The organism is Streptomyces sp. KR55 (assembly GCF_052245645.1).
GTDB lineage: Bacteria > Actinomycetota > Actinomycetes > Streptomycetales > Streptomycetaceae > Streptomyces > Streptomyces flavusporus.
In genome coordinates this window covers 14,202-27,639 of record NZ_JBQQCE010000074.1, presented here as the reverse complement: position 1 = coordinate 27,639, position 13,438 = coordinate 14,202, and the positions used below count along the sequence as shown (strand labels likewise).

The 13,438-nt window shown below is 69.5% G+C and carries 12 protein-coding genes and 2 pseudogenes; 3 read left to right on the top strand and 11 right to left on the bottom strand.

The window, feature by feature from the left end; genetic code table 11:
• From ACTWQJ_RS13780 to ACTWQJ_RS13765, 4 genes and pseudogenes are all read right to left on the bottom strand, one after another.
• Window positions 1–374, bottom strand: a pseudogene (locus ACTWQJ_RS13780) (hypothetical protein); the annotation flags it as partial.
• A gap of 159 nt (window positions 375–533) precedes the next feature.
• Window positions 534–944: a DUF6113 family protein gene (locus ACTWQJ_RS13775; protein WP_443306921.1), complete on the bottom strand. Its 411-nt coding sequence runs from the start codon at window positions 942–944 to the stop codon at window positions 534–536.
• Entirely contained in the window at window positions 941–1,798 is an 858-nt protein-coding gene (gene mshB / locus ACTWQJ_RS13770) for an N-acetyl-1-D-myo-inositol-2-amino-2-deoxy-alpha-D-glucopyranoside deacetylase (protein WP_443306920.1), read from the bottom strand. The genes ACTWQJ_RS13775 and mshB overlap by 4 nt, the downstream gene beginning before the upstream one ends.
• A gap of 131 nt (window positions 1,799–1,929) precedes the next feature.
• Window positions 1,930–2,283 (bottom strand): hypothetical protein, encoded by a 354-nt coding sequence (locus ACTWQJ_RS13765; protein WP_443306919.1) that lies wholly within the window; start codon window positions 2,281–2,283, stop codon window positions 1,930–1,932.
• A gap of 262 nt (window positions 2,284–2,545) precedes the next feature.
• Between ACTWQJ_RS13765 and ACTWQJ_RS13760 the strand changes: the two are divergent.
• Window positions 2,546–2,761: pseudogene (locus ACTWQJ_RS13760) on the top strand (Scr1 family TA system antitoxin-like transcriptional regulator); the annotation flags it as partial.
• Between the two features lie 393 nt (window positions 2,762–3,154).
• On the opposite strand, the gene ACTWQJ_RS13755 reads toward ACTWQJ_RS13760, so the two are convergent.
• Window positions 3,155–3,349 carry a hypothetical protein gene (locus ACTWQJ_RS13755; RefSeq protein WP_224734225.1) on the bottom strand — a complete coding sequence of 65 codons (195 nt, stop codon included), beginning with the start codon at window positions 3,347–3,349 and terminating at the stop codon, window positions 3,155–3,157.
• A gap of 177 nt (window positions 3,350–3,526) precedes the next feature.
• Between ACTWQJ_RS13755 and ACTWQJ_RS13750 the strand changes: the two genes are divergently transcribed.
• Window positions 3,527–5,647: a prolyl oligopeptidase family serine peptidase gene (locus ACTWQJ_RS13750; RefSeq protein WP_443306918.1), complete on the top strand. Its 2,121-nt coding sequence runs from the start codon at window positions 3,527–3,529 to the stop codon at window positions 5,645–5,647.
• Between the two features lie 123 nt (window positions 5,648–5,770).
• Here ACTWQJ_RS13750 and ACTWQJ_RS13745 read toward each other — a convergent pair whose 3' ends face one another.
• From ACTWQJ_RS13745 to ACTWQJ_RS13725, 5 genes are read right to left on the bottom strand one after another with little or no spacing between them, the layout of a single operon-like run.
• A complete protein-coding gene (locus tag ACTWQJ_RS13745; protein WP_443306917.1) occupies window positions 5,771–6,802 on the bottom strand; it encodes an ABC transporter ATP-binding protein in 1,032 nt (343 codons plus the stop codon).
• Window positions 6,795–7,778, bottom strand: a complete 984-nt coding sequence (locus tag ACTWQJ_RS13740; protein ID WP_443306916.1) for an ABC transporter ATP-binding protein — start codon at window positions 7,776–7,778, stop codon at window positions 6,795–6,797. Before ACTWQJ_RS13740 ends, ACTWQJ_RS13745 begins: the two co-directional genes overlap by 8 nt.
• 9 nt (window positions 7,779–7,787) lie before the next feature.
• Complete coding sequence (locus tag ACTWQJ_RS13735) at window positions 7,788–8,765, bottom strand: ABC transporter permease (RefSeq protein WP_443306915.1); 978 nt, start codon at window positions 8,763–8,765, stop codon at window positions 7,788–7,790.
• Window positions 8,758–9,681, bottom strand: a complete 924-nt coding sequence (locus ACTWQJ_RS13730; protein ID WP_443306914.1) for an ABC transporter permease — start codon at window positions 9,679–9,681, stop codon at window positions 8,758–8,760. The genes ACTWQJ_RS13735 and ACTWQJ_RS13730 overlap by 8 nt, the downstream gene beginning before the upstream one ends.
• Before the next feature lie 9 nt (window positions 9,682–9,690).
• Window positions 9,691–11,319 (bottom strand): peptide ABC transporter substrate-binding protein, encoded by a 1,629-nt coding sequence (locus ACTWQJ_RS13725; RefSeq protein WP_443306913.1) that lies wholly within the window; start codon window positions 11,317–11,319, stop codon window positions 9,691–9,693.
• Window positions 11,320–11,564: 245 nt separating this feature from the next.
• Between ACTWQJ_RS13725 and ACTWQJ_RS13720 the strand changes: the two genes are divergently transcribed.
• Window positions 11,565–12,302 (top strand): class I SAM-dependent methyltransferase, encoded by a 738-nt coding sequence (locus tag ACTWQJ_RS13720; RefSeq protein WP_443306912.1) that lies wholly within the window; start codon window positions 11,565–11,567, stop codon window positions 12,300–12,302.
• 16 nt (window positions 12,303–12,318) lie between these two features.
• Here ACTWQJ_RS13720 and ACTWQJ_RS13715 read toward each other — a convergent pair whose 3' ends face one another.
• Entirely contained in the window at window positions 12,319–13,431 is a 1,113-nt protein-coding gene (locus ACTWQJ_RS13715; RefSeq protein ID WP_443306911.1) for an ABC transporter ATP-binding protein, read from the bottom strand.
• Between the last annotated feature and the right edge of the window lie 7 nt (window positions 13,432–13,438).

Below are 13,438 nucleotides of genomic sequence, written 5' to 3'. Positions count from 1 at the left end.
GACTTGCGGGGCGCGAACCAGTCGCTGGTCTTCTCCTCGGCCGGCTGGGGATGCTCGGCCGGAGCCTCGACCGTGCCGGTGGTGGCCGGGTCCGCCGGGGCCGCCTCGGCGGCGGTGTCGTCGGCGGCCTCGGTGTCCGCGACGGGCTGGCGCACGACGACCGGCGGGATGGGCCGCGACCCGGGGATGTTGATCCGGATCCGGGTCGTCAGCGTGGTCTCGGTCTTGCGCTCCTCCGGCTGCGCGGCCGAACGGCCCGCTCCAGCACCGCTGTCGGAAGCCGTGGGGGTGCCGTAGGGCGGCGTGCCCGAGGGGTATGCGGCTCCGCCGCGCCCGCTGGGCCCGGAGGACGGACTGTCAGTTTCACGACTCAAGGCAGGTTCTCCCGGTTGGCTCCGCCGCCCGTTACGACCTCACATGCTCGGGCAGCTCGGCGGCGGCACCACCATACTGGCCACCCCCGTCGGGTATCCCGCGACCGCTGAGGAAACCCACACGGGACTCGCACGTGCACGGGACGGCGAAGTGGTACGTCACTTGCCAAGTCGGACGGACCGGCCGCCGGGTTGCCGCCCCGGCCCAAGGGTGGCGCACATCACAGCCACACCCATGCCGCCGAGGAGGAAGAGGTACGAGCCGGCTCCCGCGGCGAACAGGAAGTCCCCTTCGGGACGGCTGGCGGTGAGCAGGATGACGGCGAGCATCCAGCCCGCGGCGGACGAAACCGCTCCGCTTCTGCCTCCGGTGCCCCACGCCCCGCCCAGGAACAGCCCGGCCCCGCCCAGGAGGGCGAGCAGCAGCCCGCCGGGGAACCAGCCGGCCTGCACCAGCGCACCGGCGGCGCCGACCACCAGGCCGAGCACGAACAGCCCCAGGTGGGCCACGATCCGCCCGGCGGAGGGGCGCTGCAGCGGCTGGGCGAGCATCGAGCCCTGGTCCTTCATGACGCCTCCTCGATCCCGGCGAACAGATCCGTCTCCCGCGTCTGGGCGCGCTCGCCGCGCACCAACTCGTAGTACTCCGTGGTGAAGACGGGCTGAGCGAGCTCGTTGGACAGCGCGAAGTACGGTTCGGCGACGTCGATCTGCGTGGCGTGCGCGCGCATCGCGGCGGCCTTGGCGGCGGCGTACGCGGTGCCGTCGATCTCGGTGGTGATGCGCTCGTCGTCCACGACGCCCGGTACGTCCTCGAGGGTGGCGGCCCGGGGGAAGGGGAGGCGGGACAGATCGTCCTGGAGGCCGGCGAAGGCCTTCTCGGCGACCGTGCGCGGTACGCGGTTCCAGTAGACCTTGGCGATCGGCAGGCCCTCGGCGGCCGCCAGCTCGGCGGCGCGCTGGGCGACGCGGTGGGCCTGGATGTGGTCGGGGTGGCCGTAGCCGCCGTCGGGGTCGTACGTGATCAGGACCTGAGGGCGTACCTCACGGATCACCTCGACGAGGTGGGCGGCGGCCTCGTCGACGTCGGCCTGCCAGAAACAGGCGGCATCGTCGTTGTCGGCGAGGCCCATCATCCCGGAGTCCTGGTAGCGGCCCGCGCCGCCGAGCAGACGGAAGTCCTCGACGCCGAGCTCATGCATCGCGGCGGTGAGCTCGCGCAGGCGGTGCTCGCCCAGAGCGGCACCGGTCAGGTGGGCGAGCCCCGGCGGAATGACCTCGCCACGCTCACCGAGGGTGCAGGTGACCAGGGTCACATGCGCACCCTCGGCCGCATACTTGGCCATCGTCGCGCCGTTGTTGATCGACTCGTCGTCCGGGTGCGCATGCACCAGCAGCAGACGCCGGGCGGGCAATTCCGTCATGGGGCCAGCCTACGAGGCGACATCCCCCACCCAGTCACCTCCCCGCCCGCCACGTTCCCCGGCGGTGAGGAAGTCTGCGGGAACGGTTCGGGCAGCCTCTTCGGCGCCGAAGGCGTACTCCCATTTCCGGCTCACTCGCGAACTGCCTTCATCGCCTCGTCGAGGACCGCACTCAGCTCCTGGTGGGCTTCCCGCCCGATGACCGGGTCCTCGTGTTCCAGATTGCTCTCCGCCTGGGCGTAACGAGTGAACAGATCGGGGCGACGAGCGATCTCGATCTCCCTGGCCCAGATCAGGACCCAGCTCTGCACCGGACTGAGCGACTGCCACTCGACCGCCTTGGCAAAGGCCTCGTCCTTCACCTTCATGGCCTGCATCTCGTCCAGGCACCCCGGAGCGACGACGGCAAGGGCGGCACGCAGGGCGTCGGGAATCAGCTCGGGACGCGGGATCAGCTCGTGCCCATGGTCGGCCTGAGTGCTCATGGCGTCCTCCAGGGAGTGCAGCCGGCCAGAGTGTCCGGCCCGATGGCAGCGAACGGGACACAACGGGCTCAAGCGGCGGTGGCAGCGGGAGCGCGGCAGTCATCATGGCAGCGTCCTGGGGTCGGGGAGCGGAAGGCGCAGTCGCAGCCTTCGCAGTTCTGGAGGGGGTGCCGGGCGGCCGGTGGCGCGACAGGTACGCGGAACGGGGGCGGGGGCAGGGCAGGCGGGTTGCGGGACGGCGGGGAGGGGCTTCTTGCGGGACGCCGGCTTCTTCGTCGGGCTGAGCGGCAAGATCGAGGTACCGAAGTTCGGGGACGGTACGGCGGTAGGGCGCTCCGATGGAGCGTTCAACGGCCGCCCAACTTCCGATCCGAAACAGCTCCGCATCCTTGAGCTGCGGTACAGCACGATCCGGGCTCAGGCTCTCACCCCACGGGAGTCACTGGCCTTCATTGAGCAACTGCTGGGAGAAGCATGATCCGCGAGACCGCCGCCGGGGACACTGTCGAACTGGCCTGGTCTTCTCCCCCCGGCCTGGGCCGACTTCGTGCCGTTCGCATCCAAGGGCTGACCGGCACGCCACCGTGCGAGGCCCGTCTGGATCCGCAGTGTGCGCCCGTGGGGGTGTGGAACTTTCAAGGAAGGGTCCACACTCCCACGGCACCACTCGACCTCGGCCTCCGGTACGTCGACCTCGCCGCCCAGGGATCGGGCGATGACCGTGAACTCGATCAGATCCTCGTAACTGAACTTCTTGAACGGCCCGTTCTCGTCCTCCAACTCCACACGGGACGACCTGGGCTCGCCGGGCCGCCACGAAGTCGAGGTGGGCTCCGGTCGTTCGCGGTTCGGAGCCCGTGTGTCGGGCCGGTCAGAACTTGATGCTGCTGATCATCCCGGCGATGTTGGTCGTCAGCTCGTTGATCGTGGGCGCGATGGTGGACGAGGCGAGGTAGAACCCGAGGAGGACGCAGACGACCGCATGGCCGGCCTTCAGTCCTGACCTCCTGATGAGCAGGAAGACGATGATCGCCAGCAGCACCACCGCCGAAATCGAGAGTGCCACGGCGGCTCACCTCCAAGAACCCGGGATCGTCGGGGAAACAGTGCGAGGGAACGTGTAAATCCATACAGCAGCCAGCAGGTTCATACCCACGCAGCGCTAGTGATCATAACTATCCGTGCGTGCGCATCGATCGGCGCACGGCCGCACAAGGGGGCGCATGGCCAATATGGTCGTGGCATGACGACCGAGCCTGTCTCCTTCCCCCGACGGCACGCCCGCACCCAGCGCTTCACGCTCGGCGCGCCGCGTTCGTTCACCGTGGCCCCCGACGGTTCCCGTGTCGCGTTCCTGCGCTCGGGGTCCGGTACGGACCGGGCCAACGCGCTGTGGGTCCTCGACCTCGCGGACGGCGCGGAGCGCATGGCGGCCGACCCGCGCACGCTGCTGGGCGGGGCCGCGGAAGACCTCTCGCCCGAGGAGCGGGCGCGCCGTGAACGCAGCCGTGAGGGTGGCGCCGGCATCGTCGGCTACGCCACCGATACCGCCGTCGAGTTGGCGTCTTTCGCCTTGTCAGGGCGGCTTTTCACGGCGGAGCTGCGGGCCGGCACCGCCCGTGAACTCCCCGTTCCCGGACCGGTGATCGACCCGCGCCCGGCCCCTGACGGCCGGCACATCGCGTACGTCGCCGGCGGTGCCCTGCGGGTCGTGGGTGCCGAGGGTGCGGGCGACCGGGCGCTCGCCGAGCCGGAGTCGGAGTCGGTTTCCTATGGATTGGCCGAGTTCATCGCGGCCGAGGAGATGCACCGTGACCGGGGCTTCTGGTGGGCGCCGGAGTCGGACCGGCTGCTTGTGGCGCGGGTGGACGACACGCCGGTGCAGCGGTGGTGGATCTCCGATCCGGCCCATCCGGAGCGTGACCCACAACACGTTCCCTATCCGGCGGCCGGCACCCCGAATGCTGACGTACAGCTGTTCGTGATCGGCCTGGACGGGGTGCGCACGGAGGTCGTCTGGGACCGGGCGCGCTACCCGTATCTGGCGCGAGTGCACTGGTCAGCGGCGGGTGCGCCACTGGTTCTGGTGCAGGCCCGTGACCAGCGCAGCCAGCTGTACCTGGCAGTGGATCCGGACACGGGGGCGACCCGGATGGTGCATGCCGACGAAGATCCGATTTGGCTTGATCTTTTCCCCGGAGTGCCGTGCTGGACCCCCTCCGGGCAGCTGGTGCGGATCGCCGACGAGGGCGGCGCGCGGGTGCTCGCGGTGGGTGAACGTCCGCTGACCGGGCCGCAGTTGCATGTGCGTGCGGTGCTCGACGTGTCGGACGACGACGTGCTGGTCTCGGCCTCGGCGGGCGAGGAAGCGGCCGCGCCGGAGATCGGCGAGGTGCACGTCTACCGCGTCAACGAACTCGGCCTGGAGCGCGTGTCGCAGGAGCCCGGCGTGCACTCGGCGGTGCGCGCCGGGGAGGTGACCGTTCTCGTGTCGGCGACGCTCGACCGGCCGGGGGCACGGGTGCAGGTGCTGCACGACGGAAAGCCGGCGGCGACCATCCCCTCGTACGCCGAGGATCCCGGTTTGTCCCCGCGCGTGACCCTCACCGAGGGGGGCGCACAGCGGATTCCGTGCGCCGTGCTTATGCCGCGGGACTACCCCGGTGACACGCCCCTGCCGGTCCTCCTGGACCCCTACGGCGGACCACACGGCCAGCGGGTGGTCGCCGCGCACAACCCGTATCTCACCTCTCAGTGGTTCGCCGACCAGGGGTTCGCGGTCGTCGTCGCCGACGGACGGGGCACCCCGGGCCGCTCCCCCGCCTGGGAGAAGGCGGTCCGGGACGACCTGGCGGCGGTGGTCCTCCAGGACCAGGTGGACGCGCTCCAGGCCCTCGCCGCCGACTTCCCGCTCGACCTCAGCCGGGTCGCGATCCGCGGCTGGTCCTTCGGCGGCTATCTGGCCGGGCTCGCGGTGCTGCGCCGGCCGGACGTCTTCCATGCCGGGATCGTGGGCGCGCCGGTCACGGATCTGCGGCTCTACGACACCCACTACCAGGAGCGCTACCTCGGCCACCCGGACGAGCAGCCGGACATCTACCGGCGCAACTCGCTGGTCGACGACGCGGGGCTGGTGGACGCCGTCGAGCCGGCCCGGCCGATGATGATCGTCCACGGTTTCGCCGACGACAACGTGGTCGTGGCCCACTCGCTGCGCCTGTCCACCGCCCTCCTGGCCGCCGGCCGCCCCCACGAGGTCCTGCCGCTCTCCGGCGTCACGCACATGACCCCGCAGGAGACGGTCGCGGAGAACCTGCTCCTGCTCCAGCTCGACTTCCTGAAGCGGTCGCTGCGGCTGGCGTAGGCACGGCAACGGGCCGGAGTGACATGGCGGCACTCCGGCCCGTTTACGGCACCCGCACGGCCGTACGCTGTAGAGACTGCCGCGTCCGTATATCGGAACCGGGTCAGATGAGTTGCCTGCGTGTTACTCCTCGGGCGGCACCACCTGCTTCTCCTCCGCGAAGTGGCAGGCGGAGTCATGGGCCGCAGGACCGCCCGCCGGCCTGAACTCCGCGGGCACCGCGAGCGCCGGCACCTCCAGCGTGCAGCGCTCCTGCGCCTTCCAGCAGCGGGTGCGGAAGCGGCAGCCGGAGGGGATGTGCGTCGGAGAGGGCACGTCACCGAAGAGGATGATGCGCTCGCGCCGTTCACGGGCCTCCGGGTCGGGCACGGGGACGGCGGAGAGCAGTGCCTGGGTGTAGGGGTGCGTGGGATGGTCGTAGATCTCGGCGTCCCTGCCGGTCTCCACGATCCTGCCGAGGTACATGACGCCGACCCGGTCCGAGATGTGCCGGACGATCGACAGGTCGTGCGCGATGAAGATGTACGACAGGTCGAACTCGTTCTGCAGGCGCTCCATCAGGTTGATGACCTGGGCCTGGACGGACACGTCCAGCGCGGAGACCGGTTCGTCGGCGACGATGATCTCCGGGCGCAGCGCCAAACCCCGTGCGAGGCCGATGCGTTGGCGCTGCCCGCCAGAGAACTGGTGCGGATAGCGGTTGATGTACTCGGGGTTGAGGCCCACGACATCCAGCAGCTCCTGGACGCGTCTGCGCCGGTCACCCTTGGGGGCCACCTCGGGGTGGATCTCGTACGGCTCCCCGATGATGTCGCCCACCGTCATACGGGGGTTGAGGGAGGTGTACGGGTCCTGGAACACCATCTGGATGTTGCGCCGTACGGCCTTCAGGGCCTTGCCGGACAGCTGGGTGATGTCCTCGCCCCGGTACCTGATCACTCCGGCCGTCGGCTTCTCCAGGCTGACCAGCATCCTGGCGACCGTGGACTTGCCGCAGCCGGACTCACCGACGATGCCGAGGGTTTCGCCGCGGTCGAGGGTGAGGTCGACGCCGTCGACGGCCTTCACCGAGCCGACCTGCTTCTTGAAGAGGACGCCCCGAGTCAGCGGGTAGTGCTTGACGAGCCCGCTGACCTCCAGAATCGGCTCAGCCATGCAGGCACTCCCTCCAGAAGTGGCAGGCGCTCCCCCGGGCCCCGTCCGATGGGGTCACCTCGTACAGCGGGGGTACGTCGGTGCGGCACACGTCCTGGGCCATCGGGCAGCGCGGGTGGAACGCGCAGCCCGGCGGGATGTTCATGAGGTTGGGCGGCAGTCCCTTGATGGCGTAGAGCTCCTGGCCCTTGTGGTGCAGACGCGGGATGGAGTCGAGCAGGCCCTTGGTGTAGGGGTGGGCCGGCGCCTTGTAGATGTCGTGCACCGGGGCCGACTCCACGATGCGGCCCGCGTACATCACCGCGATCCGGTCGGCGACGTCGGCGACCACGCCGAGGTCGTGGGTGATGAGGATCAGCCCCATGTTCAGTTCGCGCCGGAGCTCCGCCAGCAGGTCCATGACCTGGGCCTGCACGGTGACGTCGAGGGCGGTGGTGGGCTCGTCGGCGATGATCAGGGCCGGTTCGAGGGCGAGCGCCATCGCGATCATGATGCGCTGGCGCATACCGCCGGAGAACTGGTGCGGGTACTGCTTCACCCGCTCCTTGGCGCCCGGGATGCGGACGCGGTCCATCAGCTCCACGGCCCTGGCCCGCGCGTCCTTCTTCGACATGCCCCGGTGGACCACGAACATCTCGCCGAGCTGGTCCCCCACGTTCAGCACGGGATTGAGCGCCGACAGCGCGTCCTGGAAGATCATCGCCATCTCGGCGCCGCGGATCTTCCGCCGCTCGTCCTCCTTGAGCTTCAGCAGGTCCCGGCCCTGGAAGAGGACCTCCCCGCCGGTGATCCGGCCCGGCGGCATGTCGAGGATGCCCATGACGGCCTGGGCGGTGACGGACTTGCCGGAACCGGACTCGCCGAGCACGGCGAGGGTCTCGCCGGCGTCCACGCTGTAGGTGACGCCGTTGACGGCCTTGGCGATCCCGTCCCGGGTCCGGAACTCCACGTGCAGATCGTGCACTTCGAGCAGCATGCCGGCACCTCACCTCAGCTTCGGGTCGAGGGCGTCGCGCACCGCGTCGCCGAGCATGATGAACGCGAGCACGGTGATCGCCAGCGCTCCGGAGGGCCACAGCAGCGCGTGCGGGGCGTTGCGGATGTACGGGGAGGCGGCCGAGATGTCGATCCCCCAGGAGACGCTGGGCGGCTTCAGGCCGACACCGAGGTACGACAGGGTCGCCTCCAGCGCGATGTACGTGCCGAGCGCGATGGTCGCCACGACGATCACCGGTGCGACGGCGTTGGGTGCGATGTGCCGCAGCAGCAGCCGGGAGTTGGAGGAGCCGAGGGCGCGGGCGGCCTGGACGTAGTCGTTCTGTTTGACGGTGATGACGGAGCCGCGGGCGATCCGGGAGATCTGCGGCCAGCCGAGCAGCACCATGAACCCGATGACCGGCCAGACGGAGTTGCTGGTCACGACCGACAGCAGGACGAGCCCGCCGAGCACGACGGGGATCGCGAAGAAGATGTCGGTGATCCGCGACAGGATCGAGTCCCACGTCCCGCCGAAGAACCCGGCGAGCCCACCGAGCACGCTCCCCAGGATCGCGACCCCGAGCGTGGCGCAGACGCCGACCACGACGGACGTACGGGCGCCGTAGACCGTGCGCGTGTACACGTCGCAGCCCTGGCCGTCGTAGCCGAAGGGATGGCCGGGCTGTGAGCCCTCCTGGGCCTTGGCAAGGTCGCACTTGAGGGGATTGCCCGAGGCGATCAGGGACGGCCACAGGGAGATGACGACCAGGAAGCAGATCACCAGACCCGAGATGATGAAGACCGGGTTGCGGCGCAGGTCGTGCCAGGCGTCCGACCAGAGGGAGCGGGGTTTGCCGGACGGGCCCGCACCGTCGGGGCGGCTGGAACGGTTCTCCAGCGTCTCCGCCTCGCTCGCGGCCAGGTCCATCGCTCCTCCCATGCCGGTGCCGGCGATCGCGCCGCCGGGTTCCCTGCGTTCAGGCATAGCGGATCCTCGGGTCGAGTACGGCGTACAGAAGATCGACGAGGAGGTTGGCGAGCAGGAAGACGAGGACGAGGACGGTCACGAAGCCGACGACGGTCTGGGTGTTCTGCCGGAGAATCCCCTGGTAGAGCTGGTAGCCGACGCCGTGGATGTTGAAGATCCGCTCGGTGACGATCGCGCCGCCCATCAGCGCGCCGACATCGGTGCCGATGAAGGTGACCACGGGGATCAGGGAGTTGCGCAGCAGATGCCGGGTGATCACCCGGCGTCGGGGCAGGCCCTTGGCGACGGCCGTACGGACGTAGTCGGAGCGCCGGTTCTCCGCGATGGAGGTGCGGGTCAGGCGGGTGACGTAGGCGAGGGAGACGGAGGCGAGCACGAGACCGGGCACGATCAGCTCGTCGAACCGGGCCTCGGGGGACACCGACGGTTTGATCCAGCCCCACTGGACGCCGAGCAGGAGCTGGAGCAGCAGGCCGGTGACGAAGGTGGGCACGGAGATGACGACGAGGGTGATCAGCAGGACCGTGGTGTCGACGGGGTGGCCCCGGCGCAGCCCCGTGACGACGCCCAGCGTGATGCCGATGACGATCTCGAAGAGGATCGCCACGATCGTGAGCCGGATGGTGACCGGAAAGGCGGACGCCATCAGCTCGGTGACCGGCTGGCCGTTGAAGGCGGTGCCGAAGTCGCCGGTGAAGACGTTGCCCATGTAGGTCAGGTATTGCTGCCAGACCGGCTTGTCGAGGCCGAACTCCTTCCTGAGCCGGGCGGCCGTCGCCGGGTCGCACTCCCGCTCACCGCACAGCCCCGCGATGGGGTCGCCCATCACGTTGACCATCAGGAAGATCAGCAGGGTGGCCCCGACGAAGACCGGGATCATCTGCAGCAGGCGCCGGACGACATACCGTCCCATGGCTCCGCCTCAGCTGACCTTGATCTGGTCGTAGACGGGAACGCTGAACGGGTTGAGTTTCACGTCCGACAGGCGCTCCGAGTAGCCGGCGCTGCCGTTCTGGTACCAGAGCGGGATGGCGGCCATGTTGTCCCGGACGACCTCCTGGGCCTGCTGGAAGGTCCTGATCGCCTCGGCCGTGTCGGACTCGGCGTTGGCCCGGTCGACGAGGTCGTCGAACTTCTGGTTGGACCACTTGCCGTCGTTGGAGGAGGCGTTGGTGTAGTAGAGCGGCTGGAGGAAGTTCTGGATCAGCGGGTAGTCCATTTGCCAGCCGGCGCGGAACGGGCCGGACATCTTGCGGTCGGTGATCTGGCTGCGGAAGTCGGCGAAGGTGCCGATCGGGTTGCCGACGCAGGCGTGGTCGTTGTCGAGGGCGTTGTTGATGGAGTTGCAGACCGCGTCGACCCACTGCTTGTGGGAGCCGGTGTCCGCGTTGTACGTGATCCTGACCTGACCGCCGGGCAGTCCGCCGCCCTCGCGGACCAGCTTCTTCGCCTCGGCGGCGTCGTACTCGCACCACTGCCCGCACAGCCCGGGCTTGTATCCGCCCTCCTCGCCGAGGACCGGGGAGGTCCAGTCGGTCGCGGGGGTGCGGGTCTTGTGGAAGATGGTCTCGGTGATCTGCTTGCGGTCGATCGCCCGGGACAGGCCCTTGCGGACCTTGTCCATGCCGGGCCGGCTCCAGTTCCTGTCGTAGTAGGGGAAGGCGAGGGTCTGGAGGATGCCGGCGGGGGTGTTGAGGTAACGGTCGCCCAGGTCGTTGCGGACGTTCTTGAGCTGGGATGCGGGGACGTCGTCGACGAGGTCGAGGTTGCCGGCCATCAGGTCGGTGTAGGCGGTGTTGTTGTCGGTGTAGACCTTGAGGTCGACGCCGCCGTTCTGGGCCTTGTCGGGGCCGGGGTAGGCGTCCCAGGCGCGCAGGGACATCTGGGAGCCCCTGGTGTACGAGTCGACGCTGTACGGGCCGTTGCCGACGGGCCTGCTGAGCCAGGCGTCGTGGTCGTCGAAGAACGCCCGGGGCAGCGGGGCGAAGGCGGGGTAGCCGAGGGTGTCGGGGAAGGTGGAGAACTTCTGGCTGAGCCGGACGGTGAAGGTGCGGTCGCCGGTGACCTTCAGGCCGGACAGGGCGTCGGCGCTCTGCTTGTCCCCGTCCTCGGGGTGGACCTCGTCGTAGCCCTCGATGTAGCTGAAGAAGTAGGCGTTGCGCTGGTTGTTCTTCAGGCTCGCGCCGTAGTTCCAGGCGTCGACGAAGGACCGGGCGGTGACCGGTTCGCCGTTGCTGAAGGTCCAGCCGTCCTTGATGGTGACGGTGAAGTTCCGCGAGTCGGTCGTCTCGATGCTCTCGGCGAGCATGTCCTCGGCCTTGCCGGTCTCGGGGTTGTACTTCTTCAGGCCCCGGAAGATCATGTCGAGGACCTTGCCGCCCTGCACCTCGTTGGTGTTCGCCGGCTCCAGCGGGTTCTGCGGGTCGCCCCAGGAGGAGCTCAGCACCGCACCGCTGTCGCCGGCACTGCCGCCGCCCCCGCCGCAGGCGGTCGCCACGAGGGCTGCCGCGACCGCACACACGGCCCATGTGGCGTGCGTGGCTCTACGCATGGAGTCCCTCCTCATGCAGTGCCCTACCGCCGTCGCCGGGACGTCGGCCCCATAACGGCCAATATCCGTCCAAACGGTGCGCCATGCACATGCGTGCGGCTCTTTGGACTAGTGAGGGAGTGGTGCGGGTGAAATGCGAGGCGGCTGGGGGTGATGGGGCTGCGAGCCGTTGCGGTGTGCGCGTTCTTCCCGCGTAAATCCCGGATTCGTGTACTGATCCGCCATACAGCAGGCACACTGCCCGGATGGGTGATCGTTCCTACCGTGACGCCGCTCTCGTCGAACTGTATGAGGCCCTCAACCCGTGGGGAGCGGGTGACGACTTCTACCTCGATCTGGTGATGTCCGCCGGTGCCGTGCTCGACGTCGGCTGCGGAACCGGGCGGCTGCTGCGGCAGGCGCGGGAAGCGGGGCACCAGGGGCGGCTCACCGGCCTCGATCCGGCCGCCGCGATGCTCGTAAGGGCCAGACACGCCACCCGGGACGTCGAGTGGGTGCTCGGGGACCTGTCCTGCACCTGGTGGCACGAGGAGTTCGACCTGGTCGTGATGACCGGGCACGCCTTTCAGGAGCTGCTCGGCGACGAGGAGCTGCGGCGTTCGCTCGCCGCCGTCCGCCGGAGCCTCGCCCCGCACGGCGCGTTCGTGTTCGAGACGCGCAACCCGGCCGCCCGCGCCTGGGAGTCCTGGACCCCGGACCGGATCCACGAGGCCCGCGGCCCGGAGGGGGACGTGGTGCGCCTGTGGCACGAGGCGGAGACGCCGGTCCACGGAGACCGGGTGTCGTTCACCGGGACCTTCGACGGTCCGCGCTGGGACGAGCCCCAGGTCAGCCGCAACACGCTGAGGTTCCTCGGCGTGGACGCCCTGGACCGCTTCCTGGACGAGGCCGGGCTCGCCGTACGGCAGCGGTTCGGGGACTGGGGGCGGGGACCGTTCACCCCCGCCAGCCCCGAGATCATCAACGTCGTACGGCGGGCCTAGCGTCAAGCCAGGGGCGTCAGTCCTGGTCCTCCTCCAGCGCCTTCAGCGCCGGGTCGAGGACGACGTCCTCGTCGCGGGCCTCCGTGGTCGGGTCCTCCGGGAAGTGGCAGGCCGTCAGGTGGCCGGACCGGTTGCCGGAGAGCTGGACCAGGGGCGGTTCCTCGGTGGCGCACTTGTCCTGCGCCTTCCAGCAGCGGGTGCGGAAGCGGCAGCCGGACGGCGGGTGGATCGGCGAGGGCACGTCGCCGGCGAGGCGGATCCGCTCACGGCTCTCGCTCTCGTCGTCGAGCTCGACCTCGGGGACCGCGGACAGCAGGGCGTGCGTGTACGGGTGCCGCGGCCGGTTGTAGATCGAGTCCCGGTCGCCGACCTCTACCACCTTGCCGAGGTACATGACGGCCACACGCTGCGAGAAGTGCCGCACGATGGCCAGGTCGTGGGCGATGAACACGAAGGCGATGCCCAGCTCCTGCTGCACCTTCTGCAGCAGGTTCACCACCTGCGCCTGGATCGACACGTCCAGCGCGGAGACCGGCTCGTCGGCGACGATCAGCTTCGGGTTCAGCGCCAGGGCGCGGGCCACACCGATGCGCTGGCGCTGGCCGCCGGAGAACTCGTGCGGGAAGCGGTTGTAGTGCTCGGGGTTGAGGCCGACCAGCTCCAGGAGTTCCCGGACCCGCTTCTCCCGGCCGCCCTCGGGGTTGATCCCGTTGACCTCCATCGGCGACTTGATGATCGTGCCGACGGTTTGCCGAGGGTTCAGCGACGAGTACGGGTCCTGGAAGATCATCTGGATCTCGGACCGCACCGGCGCGAGCTGCCTGCGGGAGGCGTGCGTGATGTCCTGCCCGGCGTAGGTGATCTGACCGGCCGTCGGCGCCAGCAGGCGCGTGATGAGCCGGCCGGTGGTCGACTTGCCGCAGCCGGACTCGCCGACCAGGCCGACACTCTCGCCGACGCCGACGGTCAGGTCGACCCCGTCGACGGCCTGCACCGCGCCGACCTTCCGTTTGATCGGGAAGCCGCCGTAGATCGGGAAGTGTTTGGTCAGGCCCTTGACCTCGAGCAGCGTTTCGGTGTCGGCGCCCGTGGAGCCCTGCTGTGCGGGGAGGGTGAGGTTCTCGCTCATGATCTCG